The 16,674-nt window shown below is 70.0% G+C and carries 7 protein-coding genes; 4 read left to right on the forward strand and 3 right to left on the reverse strand.

All coding sequences use genetic code 11. The features are described 5' to 3' along the window. Nucleotides 1-12: 12 nt before the first annotated feature. Both HEQ75_RS00905 and HEQ75_RS00910 read right to left on the reverse strand, forming a co-directional pair. On the reverse strand, nt 13-10,695 hold the full coding sequence (locus tag HEQ75_RS00905; RefSeq protein WP_168027023.1) for an SdrD B-like domain-containing protein: 10,683 nt from the start codon (nt 10,693-10,695) through the stop codon (nt 13-15). Nucleotides 10,696-11,245: 550 nt separating this feature from the next. Continuing rightward, complete coding sequence (locus tag HEQ75_RS00910) at nt 11,246-12,337, reverse strand: OmpA family protein (protein WP_235961157.1); 1,092 nt, start codon at nt 12,335-12,337, stop codon at nt 11,246-11,248. A 232-nt stretch (nt 12,338-12,569) separates the two neighbouring features. Here HEQ75_RS00910 and HEQ75_RS00915 point away from each other — a divergent pair, with 232 nt between their 5' ends. The 4 genes from HEQ75_RS00915 (at nt 12,570) to HEQ75_RS00930 (ending at nt 15,524) form a co-directional block, all read left to right on the forward strand. Continuing rightward, complete coding sequence (locus HEQ75_RS00915; protein ID WP_168027024.1) at nt 12,570-13,286, forward strand: GntR family transcriptional regulator; 717 nt, start codon at nt 12,570-12,572, stop codon at nt 13,284-13,286. A gap of 89 nt (nt 13,287-13,375) precedes the next feature. Further along, nucleotides 13,376-14,203: a phytanoyl-CoA dioxygenase family protein gene (locus HEQ75_RS00920; protein ID WP_168027025.1), complete on the forward strand. Its 828-nt coding sequence runs from the start codon at nt 13,376-13,378 to the stop codon at nt 14,201-14,203. Between the two features lie 5 nt (nt 14,204-14,208). Next, nucleotides 14,209-15,084 (forward strand): TauD/TfdA dioxygenase family protein, encoded by an 876-nt coding sequence (locus HEQ75_RS00925; protein WP_209318279.1) that lies wholly within the window; start codon nt 14,209-14,211, stop codon nt 15,082-15,084. Between the two features lie 128 nt (nt 15,085-15,212). Further along, complete coding sequence (locus HEQ75_RS00930) at nt 15,213-15,524, forward strand: HU family DNA-binding protein (protein ID WP_168027027.1); 312 nt, start codon at nt 15,213-15,215, stop codon at nt 15,522-15,524. A gap of 49 nt (nt 15,525-15,573) precedes the next feature. Here HEQ75_RS00930 and HEQ75_RS00935 read toward each other — a convergent pair whose 3' ends face one another. Continuing rightward, nucleotides 15,574-16,674, reverse strand: a complete 1,101-nt coding sequence (locus HEQ75_RS00935; protein ID WP_168027028.1) for an alpha/beta hydrolase — start codon at nt 16,672-16,674, stop codon at nt 15,574-15,576.

Here is a 16,674-nt window from a genome sequence, read left to right on the forward strand (position 1 = left end):
CCCCCGCGCGTCTCACAGGTTGAAGTCGGACTGGAACAGCGTGTGCAGGCCGGCCAGGCGGATCGCCATTTCCGCCGCGCCGCCGTCGCCGGCATCGACCATCACCAGCGTGTCGCCACCGTCGTGGTCGTAGCGCACCGAGCCCTGGCCGCCGCCGGTGAAGGCGCCGGTGCCGACGAAGGCGAAGGCCTGGTCGCCGCCCAGCCCGAGATGGGCGTCGATGTTCGCCAGGTTGATCTTGTCCCCCTCGAACCAGGAGAAGTCCAGGATCATGTCCGCCGCCGCCGCGGCGCTGTCCGCCAGCGCCGTGTAGATGAAGCGGTCGGCCCCCGCCCCGCCGCTGATGACATCCGCGCCGGCACCGCCCAGCAGCGTGTCGTTGCCGCCACCGCCGGCGATGGTGTCGTCGCCGCCATTGGCCTGGATGCGGTTGGCGTTGTTGTCGCCGGTCAGCGCGTCGCCATGCTGCGAGCCCAGCAGGTTCTCCACCTGGATGAAGATGTCGCCCGCCGCCATGCCGGTGTTCACCGAGGGATCGGCGAGCGAGACGGTGACGCCGACGGCGGAGGACTGGTAGGTCGCCGTGTCGATGCCCGCGCCGCCATCCAGCACATCCGCGCCGGCACCGCCGTTCAGCGCATCGTTGCCGTCGCCGCCGATCAGCGTATCCGCGCCGCCGCCGCCGCCGAGCACGTCGTTGCCCTGCAGGCCCTCGATCCGGTCCGCACCGCCGGTGCCGACCAGCGTGTCGTTGCCGGTGCCGCCCATGATCGGCGCCCGTTCCACCGGCAGGCCCGGCGCCACATTGCTGCCCGGGACGAAGGTGATGCCGGGCGTCGAGCCATCGGTCGGGTAGGCGTCGTTGAAGACGATCGCGCTGTTGGTGTCGAGGTAGACCACCGTCTGCCCGTTCACGCGCTGCACCGCCGCGGCACCGCCGAAGCCGTAGATGGTCAGCGTGTCGCCCTCGCTGGCGCGGAAGTCCAGCAGCAGGTCGACGCCGTCGCCCTTCTGCCAGATGAAGCTGTCCGCGCCACCATCGCCGGAGATCGTGTCGCCGATGACGATGCCGCCGACCTGGCCGGCGACCAGGCTCGCCTGGCCGAGATCCTTGCCGCCGATGACGGTGTCGTTGCCGTCATGGCCGGCGACCCGGTCGTTGCCGGCGCCGCCGAAGACGATGTCGTTGCCGCCATTGCCTTCGACGGTGTCGTTGCCGGTGCCGCCGAACAGCGTGTCGTTGCCGCCTTCGCCCTGCATCCGGTCGTCGCCATTGCCGCCCTCGGCCCAGTCATTGCCCTCGCCGGCCTCGATCGTGTCGTTGCCGTTGCCGCCGAAGATGACGTCGTCGCCGCCATTGCCGTGCAGGTTGTCGTCGCCGTTGTCGCCCTGGATCTTGTCGTTGCCTTCGTGGCCGTTGATGACGTCGTTGCCGTCATTGCCACGCAGGCAATCGTCGCCGCGCAGGCCGTGGATGTTGTCGTTGCCGCCCAGCCCGTCGATGTGGTCGGCCTGCTCGGTGCCCGGGAAGGCATCGTTGCCCGGCGTCAGCAGCGTGGCGGGCAGGTCGCAGGTGCCCACCACATCCGGGATGAAGCCGGCATCGACCGTCAGCACCACGCTGCCCTGGCCGAGCGTGATCGTCCCGGTGCGGCCATTCGCCGCCGCATCGCTGTCGCTGGCGTCGTTGCCGACATTCTGCAGCGTCGCCGTGTAGCCGGAGGGCGTGTTGAAGCGCACCACATAGTCGCCCGGCCGCAGCCCGTCGAAGAGGTAGAAGCCGGAGGCATCGGTGGTGGTGGTGGCCAGCACGGTGCCGGTGGTGCTGAGCAGGCGCACGGTGACGCCGCCGATGCCCGGCTCCGCGCCATCCTGCTGGCCGTCGCGGTCGTAATCCGCCCAGACCCGGTCGCCGATGGACGCGGCGACGAGCAGGCCGGCATCCAGGGTCTTGTTCTCCTGGCCGGAGGTCAGCGTCACCTGCTGGGTCTTGCCGGTGACCAGGTCGGCGTCGCTGTCGCGGCCGTCATTGCCGCCGGCGTCCTTCGTGGTGAACACCGCGCCGTTCGGCGCCGTGAACTGCACGGAATAGGTTCCGGGCAGCAGGTCGTCGAACAGGTAGCTGCCGTTCAGCGCGGTGACGGTGGTGGCGATGACGGCGCCGCCGGCATCGAGCAGTCGCACGGTGACGCCGCGCGCCCCCGGCTCGCCGCCATCCTGCACGCCATTCGCGTTCAGGTCGCGCCACACGCGGTCGCCGATGCTGACCCGCTCGAACAGGCCGGCGTCGAGATCGGTGCGGGCATCGCCGGAGTAGAGCATCACCGGCTCGATGATGCCGTTGCCCAGCGCGTCGCTGTCCTTGGCGTCGTCGGGCGTCGCGTCCTTCGGGGAGAATTCGAAGCCGGCCAGCGGCTCCACCTCCACCCCGTACATCCCCGGCGCCAGGCCGTCGAAGCTGTAGAGGCCGCTGCCATCGGTCTGCGTCGTGTCGAGGAGGTTGCCGCTGCCATCCAGCAGGTTGACCGTGACGCCGGCGATGCCCGGCTCGTTGCCGTCCTGCACGCCATCCGCATCCAGGTCGAGGAAGACGCGGTCGCCGAGCGAGGCCGGGATGTACAGGCCCGCATCCAGGTCGCGCGTCACCTCGCCGGGCAGCACCTGCACCGCCGCGGTCTTGCCGTTCAGCGGGTTCGGGTCGCTGTCCACCGCGTCGTTGCCACCGACGTCACGCAGCGTCAGGCGCTCGCCCGCAGGGGTGACGAACTGCACGCTGTAGAAGCCGGTGATCAGGTCCTCGAACAGGTATTCGCCGTTCGCGTCGGTGGTGGTGGTGCGGCCGGTCGGGTTGCCGAAGCCGTCCAGCAGGATGACGGTGACGCCGGCGCGCGGCGCCTCCCCGCCCTCCTCGATGCCGTCGCCGTCGCGGTCCACCCAGACGCGGCCGGTCAGGTCGCCGAGATAGAGCAGCCCGGCATCGACATCCGTGCGGTCCTGGCCGGAGATCAGGGCGATGACATCGGTGCGGCCGGTGGTGCGGTCCGCGTCGCTGTCCAGCGCGTCGCCGCCCTGGTCCTTCTTGGCGAAGGCGCGGTCGGCGGGGGCGACGAATTCCACACGGTAGTCGCCGGGCCGCAGCCCGTCGAAGCTGTAGAGGCCGTCCGCATCGGTCGTCGTGCTGTCCAGCACCGTGGCGCCGTCGGCGGAAAGCAGGCGGACGGTGATGCCGGAAATGCCGGGCTCCCCGCCATCCTGGATGCCGTCATTGTCCAGGTCGTCGAACACCTTGTCGCCGAGCGAGACCAGCCGCACCAGGCCGCCATCGACCGTGTTGTCGGTCTCGCCGGATTGCAGGTTCACCAGGCCGGTGCGGCCATTGGCGGCGATGTCGCTGTCCGCGGCATCCGGGCCCAGGTTCGGCAGCGTCGGCACATGACCGGCCTTGGTGATCTCCACCCGGTAGTCGGCCGGCGCCAGGCCGGTGAAGCTGTAGAAACCGCTGCCATTGGTGGTGGTGGTGCCGAGCACGGTGCCGCCGGCGTCCAGCAGCTTCACCGTGGCGCCGGCAATCGCCGGCTCGCCACCTTCCTGCTGGCCGTCGCCGTCCAGGTCTTCCCAGACGTAATTGCCGATCGCGGCCGGGTTGTAGACGCCGGCATCGAGCGAGCGGTCATCGCCGTTGGAGACGATGGTCACCTGCTCCGTCTTGCCGGTGGTGGGGTTGGCGTCGCTGTCCTTCTCGTTGTCCAGGCCGACATTCGGCTTGGTGAAGGGCTGCGCCCCGTTCGGCGCGAAGGTCACGCTGTAGGTGCCGGGCGCCAGATTGTCGAAGACGTAGTCGCCATTGCCGTCGGTGATCGCAGTGCGGCCGGTGGAGATGCCGGCGGCATCCAGCAGCGTCACCAGGCGGCCGGAGATGCCGCCCTCGCCCGCATCCTGCAGGCCGTCGCCGTCCACATCCTCGAACACCGTGCCGCCGAGCTTGGCGCCGCGGTAGAAGCCGGCATCCAGGCGGGTCTCGTTCTCGCCGGATTCCAGGTTGAAGCTGTCGGACAGGCCGGCCGCATTCACGTCGCTGTCGCCGGCCTCGCCGCCCGCCACCACGTTCTGCTGCGTCGCCGTGTAGGTCGCCGGCAGCACGCGGATGCTGTAGTCGCCCGGCACCAGGCCGGTGAACTGGTAGAAGCCGTCGGCGCCGGTGGTGGTGGTGCCGACATCGTTGCCCAGGCCATCGACCAGCACCACGGTGGCGCCGACGATGCCGGTGGCGCCGTCATCCTGGCGGCCATTGCCGTTGGTGTCTTCCCAGACGCGGTCACCGATGCTGGCCAGCTGGTAGAAGCCGGCATCGACCTGGCGGCGGTCCTCGCCATTCGCCAGCGTGATGATGCCGGTGACGCCATTGCCCTGGTTCGCGTCGCTGTCCGTCGCATCCGGGCCGATATTGGCCAGGGTGCGCTCCTCGTTCGCGATCTCGTCGAAGCGGACGCGGTAGCTGCCGGGCACCAGCCCGTCGAACAGGTAGGCGCCATCCGGGCCGGTCACGGTGGTCAGGCCGGTCGGCGTGCCGTCCGCGTTCAGCAGCGTGACCGGGATGCCGGCCAGCAGCACCGTCTCGCCGGCCTCGCGCTGGCCATCGGCATCGGTGTCACGGAAGGCGATGCCGCCGAGCGAGGCGCGCACCACGTTCACCGCCTCGTTCTCGCTGACCGTGGTGGGCGAGGAGCCGGGGGTGACGCCGTAGGGGTTCACCGGGGCGGCGGAGACCACCTGGCCGACATTGGTCAGCACCTTGCCGGCGGTGTTGCCGGCGATGTCCGCCACCTGCGCGGTGACACGGAACACCACCTGGTCGCCGGGGGTGGAAAGGTTGTCCCAGGGGTTCAGCACATCGCCCAGCGCGTAGCTCAGCGTGCGGCTGCCGGCGTCGTAGCTGCCTTCCGCGCCGATGCCCAGCGCCGCGCCGCTGATGCTGCCGAGCGAGAGCAGCTCGCTGTCCAGGTAGGTCAGGCCGGTCGGCAGCACATCCTTCAGCGTGATGCGCTGCGCGCCCTCGCCCAGCGTCGCGGTGACGAGGAAGGTGACCACCTCGCCGATGCCGACGGCGGCGCCGAAGGTGGTGTCGAGGCTGGTGGTCTCCAGCGTCTTCACCACGGTGTTGACGATGTCGACATTCACCGTCGCCGGGTCGCTCTCGGTCTTGGACACGCCGAGCACGGGGGCGGAGCTGTAGGTGACCTGGGCGGTGTTGGTGATGGCCTGGCCATCCACCACGTCGCCATCGTAGCGCACCTGGTAGGTGATGGTGACCGGCGCCGCGCCCAGCAGGTACTGGTTCAGGCTGTAGCTGATGTTGCCGGCGGTCTCGGAGATGGTGCCGACGGTGGCGGTGGCGCTGCCGGGCACCAGGGTGACGCCGTCCGGCAGGATGTCGGAGAGGTTCACCAGATAGGCCGGGGAGGTGGAGCCCGCGGCGTGGCTCAGCGTGACGGTGTAGGTGACCAGGTTGCCGGCATCGCCGGTGCCCGGCGCCGCATCCTTCACGATCACCAGATCCGGGCGGACCACGTCGATCTTCGCATCATCGGTGGCGGAACCGAGGCCGGGCTTGCCGCCGCCCGGCGCATAGGTCTCGGCCTTCGCGGTATTGGTCAGCGTGGCGCCGGCGGTGGCGGTGGTGGCGACGCGGGCATGCACCAGGATGGTGACGGTGTCGCCGGCATCGCGGTCATTGTCGCCGGCATTCACGATGGTGCCGAAGTCGAAGCTGTAGGCGCCGCCCGAGACGGAGGTGGCGGCGGCGCCGACGCCGAGCGCGGCGCCGCTGATGGTGGCGCCGATGCTCTCGACGCTCGCGCTCTCGAACACCAGCCCGGTCGGCAGCGTGTCGGAAACGACCAGGCGCTGTGTGCCCTCGCCCACCGTCACGGTCAGGCGGTAGGTCACGGTCTCACCCGGCGCGGCGTCCGGGTTGCTGCCATTGACGAAGCTGCTGCCGGTGTTGGCGTCGCCGGTCGCGATCACCGCCTTGTCGATGGTCGGCGCCAGCACGACGGTGCGGGTTTCCGTGTCCTGCGTGCTGTAGCTGCGGCTGGCGAGATCCTCGGCCGGGGTCGGGTTCAGCGGATCCACCGGATCGGCCGGATTGGTGTCGTAGGCCAGCGTCGCGGTGTTCGACAGCACCTGCGCCGGCGTCACGCTGTCCAGCAGCTTCGCCTGGTAGGTGATGGTGACGGCGGCGGCGCCGAGCAGGTACTGGTCGGCGGACCAGGAAATCGCGTTGCCGCTGGCGCTGACGCTGCCGGTGCTGGCGGCGAGCGAGCCGGCCACCAGCTCCATCCCTGCCGGGACCAGGTCGGCCAGCGCCAGGTCGTAGGCCGGGGCGTCGCTGTTCGACGCATGCCGGATGGTGATGGTGTAGGAGACGACGGCGCCGGCATCCAGCGGCTGGCCGCCGGTGGCGGAGGTCTTGTCGATGCTGAGCACCGGCTCCACCACGTCGATGTCGACATCGGCGCTGCCGCTGGTTGTGGGCGTGCCGTCGGTCTGCACCGTCGCGCTGTTGCGCAGGTTGTCGGCGTCGCTGTTCTGCGAGAGATCGTTCACCACCGCCTTGATGCGGAGGGTGATGACCTCGTCGTCGGTCGTGGTGTTGACCGAGGTGTTGCGCACATCGCCGAAGTTCAGCGTGAAGCTGTCGTCGCCCGGCGTGCTGCCCGGCGCGGCGGTGGACAGCACCGGGGCCGGCAGCACGGCGCCGCCGAAGGTCTTCAGCGCGGAGCCGACCGAGACCACTTCCAGCGAGCCCGCCACATAGGTCAGCGTGCCGTTGCCGGAGCTGGTCGCGTCCTCCAGCAGGTCCGTGATGCGCAGGTTGGTGCTGTCGCCTTCCGGCAGGCGCACCTTGATCTCATAGGTCACTTCCTCGCCGATCCGCAGATCGGTGCGGCCGGCATCGTGGCGCGCGGCAGAGGTGTTGGCGTCGGAGGTGGCGATGATGGTCTTGGTGATGGCCGGCTTGTCGATGGTGACGGTGTGGCTGTCCTTGTCGGTGACGATGCGGTCATCCGGGCTGCCGGTGTCGTCCATCGAGCTGCCGGCGACCGTCGCCTCGTTCAGCAGGATCTCGCCGGCATCGACGTCGGACTTCACCACCACGTCGAACTTGACGGTGATCTTCTCGCCCGGGTCGAGGTAGTCCAGCGTGATGTCGAGCGGGGTCGCGCCGTAGCTGATGCGGCCGGCGGCGATGCCGGTGACGTTGAGCGTGGCGCCCTGGTAGACGGCATCGAGCTGGACGTCGGTCAGCAGGTCCTTGAGGTTCACGTCCCAGGCGCGGGCGGTGAAGTTGCTGTCGCTGCCGGCGGCGGGGACGCCCTTGTTCTCCACCGTGATGGTGTACTTGATGGTGTCGAAGGCATCGCCCGTGGTGCGGTCGGCGTCCTTGACGACGTCGAGGTTCGGCGCCACCACGTCGATCAGCGCCGTCGCGCTGGCGCTGCTGCGGCCGCCCGGCGCATCCGGGTCCACGGCGCTGACGGTGACGGTGTTGGTCAGCGTGTCGCCGCGCGCATTGGTGGCCAGGTCGCGCACCCGCGCATCCACCTCCACGGTCACCGTGGCCGGCGCGCTGCCGGTGGTGTCCGAGGTGTTCAGCACGTTGCCGAAGCCGAAGGTCACCTTGTCGTTGCCGTTGATGCCGTCGCGGTCCGACAGCGCGATGGTCGGCGTGATGTCGAAGGTGCTGCCGGCGCCGAGGCCGGTGACGCTGATGAAGCGCGCCGCCGTCACCTCCATCACGCCGCCGCCGCTGGCGTCGGAAATCGGCAGGTAGTCCTCGATGCGGAAGTCCGTCATCGCGCCTTCCGGCACGCTGACGGTGATGCGGTAGGTGACGGTCTCGCCGATCGTCGCGTCCACGCGGCTGTCGGTGCCGGCCAGGCTGCCGGTGTGCGCCTCGCTGGTGGCGGAGACGATCTTGGCCGGGCTCGGCGCCTGGGTGCGGACCAGGGCGGTGTCCGTCAGGTCGCCGGCCGGGGTGTAGTCCGTGCGGTCGATGCCGCCTTCAACCGCGGCGAAATGCTCGATGGTCGCGGTGTTCACCAGGTCCGCGCCGAACACCGGCACGTCATCCACCAGTTCGAGGTCATAGGTGATGACGACGATGTTGTCGCCGCTGGTGGCGCTGTAGGTGCCGATGCTGCCGCTGTTCAGCGCATCGCCCAGGCGGATGCCGCCCGCCGGGTCGAAGATGCTGGCGCCTTCGACCGTGTAGGGGATGGCGTTGCCGGCACCGTCCGTCACCCGCAGGTTCAGCCCGCCGGCCGGAATCTCGAAGCCGGTCGGCAGCGTGTCGTGGATCAGGACGTCGAAGGCGCCCTTCAGGCTGCTGCCGGTGTTCTCCACCACGATGGCGAAGGAGACGCGGTCGCCGGCATCGGCGCCGGTCAGGTCGGCGTTGATCGGCGTGGTGGCCAGGTTGGTGCTGTTGATGGTGCCGGTGAAGCGGTTGCCGGCCGAACCCGGCGCGGAGAAGGCCACCGGGCCCACCGCGGCGGTCGGGTTCGCATTGGCGTTGCTGTCGGCGATCACGCCCTTGGTGATGTTCAGCTCCGGCTCACCGAGCACGAACTGCACGATGGCGTTGTCCTCGAACACCGTGCCGAAGCTGTTGGTCTCGGTGGAGGTGACGTGGTTGGTCAGCAGCAGGCCGTCGCCGAACTCCTCGTCCAGCACCACCACGGTGAACAGCAGGTCGATGCGGCTGGCCGGGTTGCCGGGGGCCACCGCGTCGCCGAAGTCGAACTTCAGGAAGTTGCTCTCGGCGTCGAAGGCGATGGTCGGCACCGTGGTCGGGTCGCCGGAGGTGTCGAAGGTGGCGCCGGGGCCCCACTTCGCCTGGTTGGCGCCCGGCACGGCGGCGCTGACGAGGTCGGTGAAGCTCATGCCGCCCAGCGCCTTCAGCACGGGCAGCGGCAGGAAGTCCGTCAGCGCCACGTCATGCGCGCCGGTCAGCGGCATGTCGAGCGTCAGGCGGAAGGTGATGGCGTCGCCGGCGGAGATCGGGCCGGGGGTGAAGGCGGTGTTGCCGTTGATGGCGTAGATCGACTTGCCGACCTCGCTGACCGGCAGCACCACGCCGGCGCCGCTGTCGTCGCCCTTCGGGTTGCCGGTCTCGTCCACCACGCCGTCGAAGACGATGCCGTTGTCCAGCGGGTCGCCCTGGTCCACCAGCGGCTCGTTCGACGGCGCGGGGGCGGTTGAGATGTAGCTTTCCTCGATCGTGCTGTGGAAGGTCACCAGCACGGTCGCCTGGTTGTTCACCCCGCCCGGCTGGCCGTTCAGCACATCGTCGATGCCGCGGTCGCGCATCTCCTGCGACACGTCGAAGGTGATGGTGGAGATGCCGGTCAGCGGATCGCGCACCACGGTGACGTTGTCCGGGTCGATGGTGCCGGTGAACAGCACCGCGCCGCCTTCGCGCATGGTGATCGTCGGCGCGAAGGAGGGGTCGTAGACCTGGCCGTCGGACAGCGTGTCCACCAGCACCAGGTCGTCCATGTTGAAGTAGTTGGAAACCTGGCCGTCCAGCGTCCAGGCCAGCGTCCCGCCGGCCTTCAGCGCATCCACCACCGCGACGGATTTCTGCACCGCGATGGACTTGGCGGTGATGACATCCTCCGGCCCGGCCGGGTCGATGGCGAAGACCACGACGGGGTCGCGCCCGTCATTCGGGTCCCACATGGCGTCGAGGCGCGCATTGTCCTCCAGCACGCGGAAGGCGCCGGTGTCCGGATCCAGCACCGGGGTCACGCCGTCGCGCAGGAATTCCGGGACGTAGAAGTCGATCTTCAGCGTCGGCGCCGGGCCGCCGCCGGTGTAGCTGCCATCCAGCGTGGCGACCACGAGGCCGGTGGCGTTGTCATAGGTGACGGTGCCGGTGCCGTTCACGATGGAGGCACCGGTGATGAAGGTGCCGTCCGGCATGTGGTCGGTCAGGACCAGGTTCGTGACCGTCTGGCCATCGGCGATCAGCGCCTTCACCAGCCATTCGCGCGGGTAGGAGGGGCCGGTCGCCGTCTCCTGCTCCGGCCCGACATAGACCTTGTCCAACTCCAGCACCGTGGGCGTGACGGCGAGGCTGGCCGCCGGGCCGGTGACCGGGTTGTCGGCCACCGGGTTCAGCAGCGGGTCGCGGCCATAGGCGAAGCCGCCGGAGGCCTGCATCGTCAGCGGCACGGCGAGGTCCGCATCGCCGGAGACCTGCAGCGAGACCTCGATGTCGGAGGGGGTCTGGCCCGGGGTGAAGCTGCCGAAGGGCAGCCGCAGCACCACCAGCGTCTCGCCCGGGGTGCCGGTGATGGTGAGGGCGTTGCCGGCGGCGTCGGTGGCGTAGGGGTGGGTGATCTGGCCGTTGGCCGGGAACTCCAGCACCCACTGTTCCAGGGCCACGCCGAGATAGGTGGCGCCGAGATAGATCAGGCCGTCATTGCTGGTGGCCCCCGCGCTGCCGACGCCCGCGCCATCCGCGCCATTGGTCGGCAGGACCAGGTTCACATAGGGCGCGTAGCCGACGTCGGAGCCAGCGGCACCGTCCGGGACATTGTCGAAGCGGACCGTGACCTTCTGCAGCCCCCCGATCGGGGCGCTGAGGGCGGAGCCATCGAGAAAGCTGACGATCGGCTGGGCGGACATCGGCGGGACCTCCATCTGGGGACCCTCGGCCAACGCCAACGTCCCGTTAAGGCGACATATACCAATTTTGAGCAGTCCCGCAACGAGTTTGTTGAAAAACTATGTGTTTGAGACCGAATTTGAGACGCCAAAGGTAAACCAGCGCCCGACGCGGGCGGCGCTGTTAAGCTGCTGTAAATAAGCCGGAAATCCGGCCCTTCCGCGCGCGATGCAACCCACGCAGGCAGAGTCGCCGCCTGGGAGCGGACGGTGGCGCCGAATGAATCTCGCTTTAGATGTTTTTGAGACGTCTCCGGCGCCGGCCCCTGCGGCGGGAAGCCGGGGGAATGGGGCAGCCGACAACCCCTGCTGGTGGTGCTTCCGCCAGGTGCCGGGCGGCGGCCGGTGCGGTCACGGCCGCTTGGCGCCGGTCAGGGTGGGAGGATGGCGTGGCGCGGCGCCGGCGTGCCGGCCGGGGCCTGGGGCAAGGTGGGCGGGGCGGTACGGGACAGGCAGGCACGAAAAAGGGCGCCTTGCGGCGCCCTGGATCGGCTCGAAGAAATCGGCTGCGTCAGCGCAGGACGATCTCGACGCGGCGGTTCTGCGGCTCGCGCACCCCGTCGGCGGTGGGCACCAGCGGGCGGCTCTCGCCGAAGGCCTGGATGGCCATCGCGGCGCGCGGCACGCCGCGGCGCTCCAGCTCCGCCGCCACCGCCATGGCGCGGCGCTCGGACAGGCGCTGGTTGTATTGCGGGGTGCCGGAGCGGTCGGCGTGGCCGGAGACCTCGATGCGGGTGGTGCCGACGCGCTGGCTGTTCGTCGCTGCCTCGCCGATGATCTGGCGGGCGCGGTCGGTCAGGTCAGCGCGGTCGAAGTCGAAGAACACCAGATAGGTGCGGGCGATCGCCGGGGCGGCGGCCGGGGCCGGCGCAACCGGGGCCACGACCGGCGGCGGCGGCGTCACGCCGAAGGCGTAGCGCAGGCCGACCATCAGGCTGTGGTTGAAGTTGTCCACCTCGGCGGAGCCGCGGGTGGTGCCGGTGGAGGTCACGCGGCGCGCGTCGATCTCCGGGGAGATGCTGCCCATGAAGCGGTATTCGGCGGTCACGGCCAGGCCGGAGACGGCAGCGATGGGGATCGCGCCACCGAGGATCGCCTGGTAGGCGAAGTTGCCGTCATTGCCGTCGATGAACACCGCGTTGTTCGCGGTGGTGCCGCGGACGTCGCCGTAGTCATGCACCATGTAGCCGGCGCCGGCACCCACATAGGGGGTGAAGAAGCTGCCCGGGCCCAGGTCGAAATCGTAGAGGGCGTTCAGCATAAGGCCATAGGAGGCGACGCCCCCCGTCTCCCGCACCTGGCCGGGAAGGCCGAAGCCGGACACCGCGTCCACCTGGTTGCCGCGGAACGATGCCTCGAGCTCGGCGCGCACGCCGTTGCCGTAGCCGTAGCCCAGGCTGATCACGCCGGCGAGGCCGTAGTTGAACTCCACCGTGCCGTTGCGGGGCCCGGTGATGTTGCGGGAGAGGCTGGCGTCCGATTCCTGCAGCAGGTTGGCGCCCAGGCCGGCCCCGACATAAAGGCCGCTGACGGGCTGCGCCTGGGCCGCGAGGGGAAGGGCCAGGACGCTGGCGGCAAGCAGGGCATTCCGAAGACGCATCATTCTCGCTCCTTGATCCCCGGCGGGATAGGGAACGGGCGGCCGGAAGTTCCGGAAGCCCAACCACGCCTTGTTTACCTTGCTGCTCTGCACACGGCGAGGGCGCCGTGCGCCCCGCTGCATCCCGGCGACCGGCTGTGGCATCAGAGCCACACCGCTGGCCGCCGGCCACCGGCGGGCACGCGCCATCCCGGGGCAGGCGCGCCGGCGGATCTGCTGTATGCTGCACGGCGGCATGACCCTTTCCGACCCGAAGCCCCCCTCCCCACCCGCCGCCCTGAGCTGGGCCGCCCCCACCCTGACCGAGGAAGCCTATCGGCGGCTGGAGGAAATGATCGTCACGCTCGACCTGGCCCCTGGCAGCGTCGTGTCGGAGGCGATCCTGGGCCGCATGCTGGGCATCGGCACCACCCCGGTGCGGGAGGCGCTGCAGCGCCTGGCGCGGGAACATCTGGTGCAGGTGCTGCCGCGCCGCGGCGTGGTGGTGACGGCCATCGACCTGCGCCAGCAGATGCAGGTGCTGGAAACCCGGCGGGAACTGGACCGGCTGATCGCCCGCGCCGCCGCGCATCGCGCCCGCCCGGCGGAACGCGCGGCCATCGCGGCGTTGGCCGCGCAGATGGCGGAGGCCGGCCAGGCCGGCGACCAGCGCGGCTTCCTGCGCCTGGACGGGCTGCTGAACCAGGCGCTGGCGGAGGCCGCGCGCAACCCGGTGGCCGCCGCCGCCGTCGCCAGCCTGCATGCCGTCTCCCGCCGCTTCTGGTTCTTCCACCACCGGGCGGAGGAGGAACTGGCAACCACCGTCGCCCTGCATGCCGAGGTGGCCGCCGCGGTCGGCCGCGGCGACCCGGCCGCGGCGGCCGAGGCGTCAGACCGGCTGATCGGGCAGATGATCGACTTCGCGCGCGCCACCGTCAGCACGCTTGACCCGCTCGACTCGGTTGTAGCATAACGCTGGCATGCCAGCCGCGCCGCGCGGCCTGGGAGGAAACCGTCCGAACCTGCCCCAAGGGCAGGCCCCCTCAACGAAGGGAGTGCCCCATGCCGCTCGACACCGCCGCCCCACCCCGGCTGACCCCGGCGCAATGCGAGGCCTATGCCCGCGACGGCTACCTGGTGCTGCCCAACCTGTTCAGCGCCGCGGAAGTGGCGGCGATGAAGGCCGATCTGGCGCGGATCCAGACGATCGACACCGACCACCTGGTGCGCGAACGTGCCGGCGGCGTCGCCAAGACCATCTACCGGGTGCATGAGGCCGATGGGCCCACCGCCTCCCCCCTGTTCCACGCGGCCTCCCGCGCGCCGCGGCTGCTGGGCCCGGCCCGTCAGCTTCTGGGCGATGACAGCCTTTATATCTACCACACCAAGTGCAACCTGAAGACGGCGATCGACGGCTCCGTCTGGCAGTGGCACCAGGACTATGGCTCCTGGCGCCGGGACGGCGTGCCGCAGCCCGACCTCACCACCGCGCTGGTGATGCTGGATCAGCCCAGCGAGATGAGCGGCTGCCTGTATTTCATCCCCGGCAGCCACCGGCTCGGCACCATCGAGCCGGAGATGGACGACCGCACCACCTCCTACCGCCTGTGGGTGGTGCCGAAGCCGAAGCTGGTGGACATCATGCAGCGGAGCCCGGAGCCCGTGCCGATCATCGGCCCGCCCGGCACCGTGGTGTTCTTCCACTGCAACATCCTGCACGGCTCGGGCCACAACCTCTCGCGCCACGACCGCTGGGCCGTCTACCTGGTGTACAACCGCTGCGCCAACCGGCCGCTGGACGTGCCCGGCCCGCGCCCGGACTATGTGCGCTCGCTGAACTGGGCGCCGCTGCCGATGGGCAGCGACGCGCTGCCGGCCGGGGGGGCATGAGGGCGATGCAGGTGACCCCGATCGGGCCGGGCTTCGTGGCGGAGATCTCCGGCCTCGACCTTCGCCTTCCCCTCAGCCCCGCGCAGGCCGCTTCGGTGGAAGGGGCGGTGGATGCGCACGCCGTGCTGGTGTTCCGCGACCAGGACCTGGACGACGACCAGCAGATCGCCTTCGGCCGCAACTTCGGCCCGTTGGAGGCCGAGCCCGCCACGGTGGACCTGCACAAGCGCCGGCTGGCGCATGCGCAGATGAACGACATCTCCAACCTGGACGAACATGGCCGGCTGCTGGCGGCGGATGACCGGCGGCGGATGTTCAACCTGGGCAACCGGCTGTGGCACAGCGACAGCAGCTTCAAGGCGATCCCCGCCAAATACTCCATGCTGCACGCCCGCAGCGTGCCACCCACCGGCGGCAACACGGAATTCGCCGACATGCGCGCCGCCTGGGACGCGCTGCCCACCGCGGAACAGGACCGCCTGCGCGACCTGGTGGCGGAGCATTCGCTGATCTTCTCCCGCGCCATGCTGGGCTTCGACGCCTTCACGCCGGAGGAAAGGCTGAAATTCGCCCCGGTGCCGCAGCGCCTGGTGCGCCGCCACCCGGGCAGTGGGCGGCTGAGCCTTTACCTTTCCTCCCATATCGGACGGATCCGCGGGATGGAGGTGCCGGAGGCCCTGGCCCTGGTGCGGGACCTGACGGAACATGCGACGCAGCGGCACTTCGTGCACGCCCACCAGTGGCGCCGGCACGACCTGGTGTTGTGGGACAATCGCTGCACCCTGCACCGCGCCCGCCCCTTCGAGGATACGCGCTACCCCCGCGACATGCGGCGGGTGACGCTGATGGACAGCGCCTCCAGCCTCGACCAGGCGGCCTGACGGCCGAGTCGCGCCACCCACACCGCCGCGGGGCGGTTGGAAAAGTGACTGTCTGCAACAGCATCGAGATCATGCGCTGACAGCGCGCGCGCGCTCCGCTATGCCACGGCTTCGCAAGGAGCCTTGGCATGTCGAAGAAGTTTCTGACCGACGTCATCATCCAGTCCACCGAGATGCCGGCCAATGCGGCCGGGCGCCTGGCGGCCGACATCATCGCCGCCATCAAGGGCGAGATCGTCCAGAACGGGCGGTTCACGATTCCGGATTTCGGCGCCTTCAGCGTGCGGGAAACCCCGAAGCGCCAGGCGATGAACCCGCGGACCGGGGAGAAGGTGGCGGTGAAGGCCGGCGCCACGGTGCGCTTCAAGGCCAGCAAGGCGCTGAAGGAATCGGCGCTGGCCGGCATGAAGAAGGCCAAGCGCAAGGCCGCCAAGGCCTGAACCGGCGCCGCACCCCTCCGGGTGCGGCGCCCACTTCAGGCGGACGGGCTCAGGCGGGCTGCGCCGCAAAGTCCTGCAACAGGGCGGCGACCGCCTGCGGCTGTTCCTGCTGCACCCAATGCCCGGCGCCGGGGATCAGGTGCAGGCCGCGGAAATCGGCGCAGCCTTCGCGCTGCATCCGCGCCAGGGCGCCGGGGGTCTGGTGGATGCCCCAGTCGCTGGCGCCGGCGATGAAGATGGCCGGCACCTCGATCCGCCGTCCGCTGAACAGCCTCAGCTCCGCCGCATTCGCCCCCGTCGTGTTGCAGCGATAGGATTGCAGCCCGCCAGCGAAGCCGGTGCGGGCATATTCGGCGGCGTAGAAGCCAAGCTCCGCATCCGTCAGCCAGGGCGCCTCGGCCGCCGGCATGAAGGGCGCGACGGCCTCCGGCATCGTCGCGTGCAGGGGCATCACGTAGTAGCCGGGCAGCTGCGCCAGTTCCGCCGCCGTCCAGCCCGCGAGCTCGAAGGGCTGGTTGCCGGCCCAGTCGGCGCTTTTCTGGTGGTAGTAGGCGCGCAGGAAGGCGTGCAGCCCCTGCGGCGGGTGGTCCATTTCGGCCGCTGCGCGGCGTTCGGAATAGTACCACTGGTAGTGCCTGCGCGGCGGGTCCAGCGCCGCCAGCGCCGCATGCACATCCGGCCCCGCATCCCGCCGCCAGCCGGGCGCGCCGGCGAAAGGCGCGCTCATCAGCGCCACGCGGGTGAAGACGTCCGGCCGCACCAGCGCGCACCAGGCGGCGACCGGCGAGCCGTAATCATGCCCGGCCAGCAGTCGCACCTGGCCGATGCGCATCGCATCCAGCAGCGCCAGCTGGTCGCGCAGGATGTTCGGCATCAGGAAGGGCGCCAGCGGCGCGTCGTAATCCGCCTGCCAGCCCGTGGTCCGGCCGTAGCCGCGCAGATCCGGGGCCACCACATGGAAACCGGCCGCCGCCAGCAGCGGCATGACCTTGCGCCAGGAGAAGGCGAGTTCCGGAAAGCCGTGCAGCAGCAGCGCCACCTTCTGGCCGGGCTGCCCGGCCTCCAGCACATGCACGTCCAGCCCGTTCACGCCGGGAACCATGCGGCTGCGCAGGCCCTCGGGCAGAAGCGGCGTCTCAAGCGGTGTCAT

This window comes from Falsiroseomonas selenitidurans, assembly GCF_012103215.1.
GTDB classification, from domain to species: domain Bacteria; phylum Pseudomonadota; class Alphaproteobacteria; order Acetobacterales; family Acetobacteraceae; genus Falsiroseomonas; species Falsiroseomonas selenitidurans.

Coding starts and splice junctions, on each gene's coding strand:
- HEQ75_RS00905 (WP_168027023.1), bottom strand. CDS start 10,695: ATGTCCGCCCAGCCGATCGTCAGCTTTCTCGATGGCTCCGCCCTCAGC.
- HEQ75_RS00910 (WP_235961157.1), bottom strand. CDS start 12,337: ATGATGCGTCTTCGGAATGCCCTGCTTGCCGCCAGCGTCCTGGCCCTT.
- HEQ75_RS00915 (WP_168027024.1), top strand. CDS start 12,570: ATGACCCTTTCCGACCCGAAGCCCCCCTCCCCACCCGCCGCCCTGAGC.
- HEQ75_RS00920 (WP_168027025.1), top strand. CDS start 13,376: ATGCCGCTCGACACCGCCGCCCCACCCCGGCTGACCCCGGCGCAATGC.
- HEQ75_RS00925 (WP_209318279.1), top strand. CDS start 14,209: ATGCAGGTGACCCCGATCGGGCCGGGCTTCGTGGCGGAGATCTCCGGC.
- HEQ75_RS00930 (WP_168027027.1), top strand. CDS start 15,213: ATGTCGAAGAAGTTTCTGACCGACGTCATCATCCAGTCCACCGAGATG.
- HEQ75_RS00935 (WP_168027028.1), bottom strand. CDS start 16,674: ATGACACCGCTTGAGACGCCGCTTCTGCCCGAGGGCCTGCGCAGCCGC.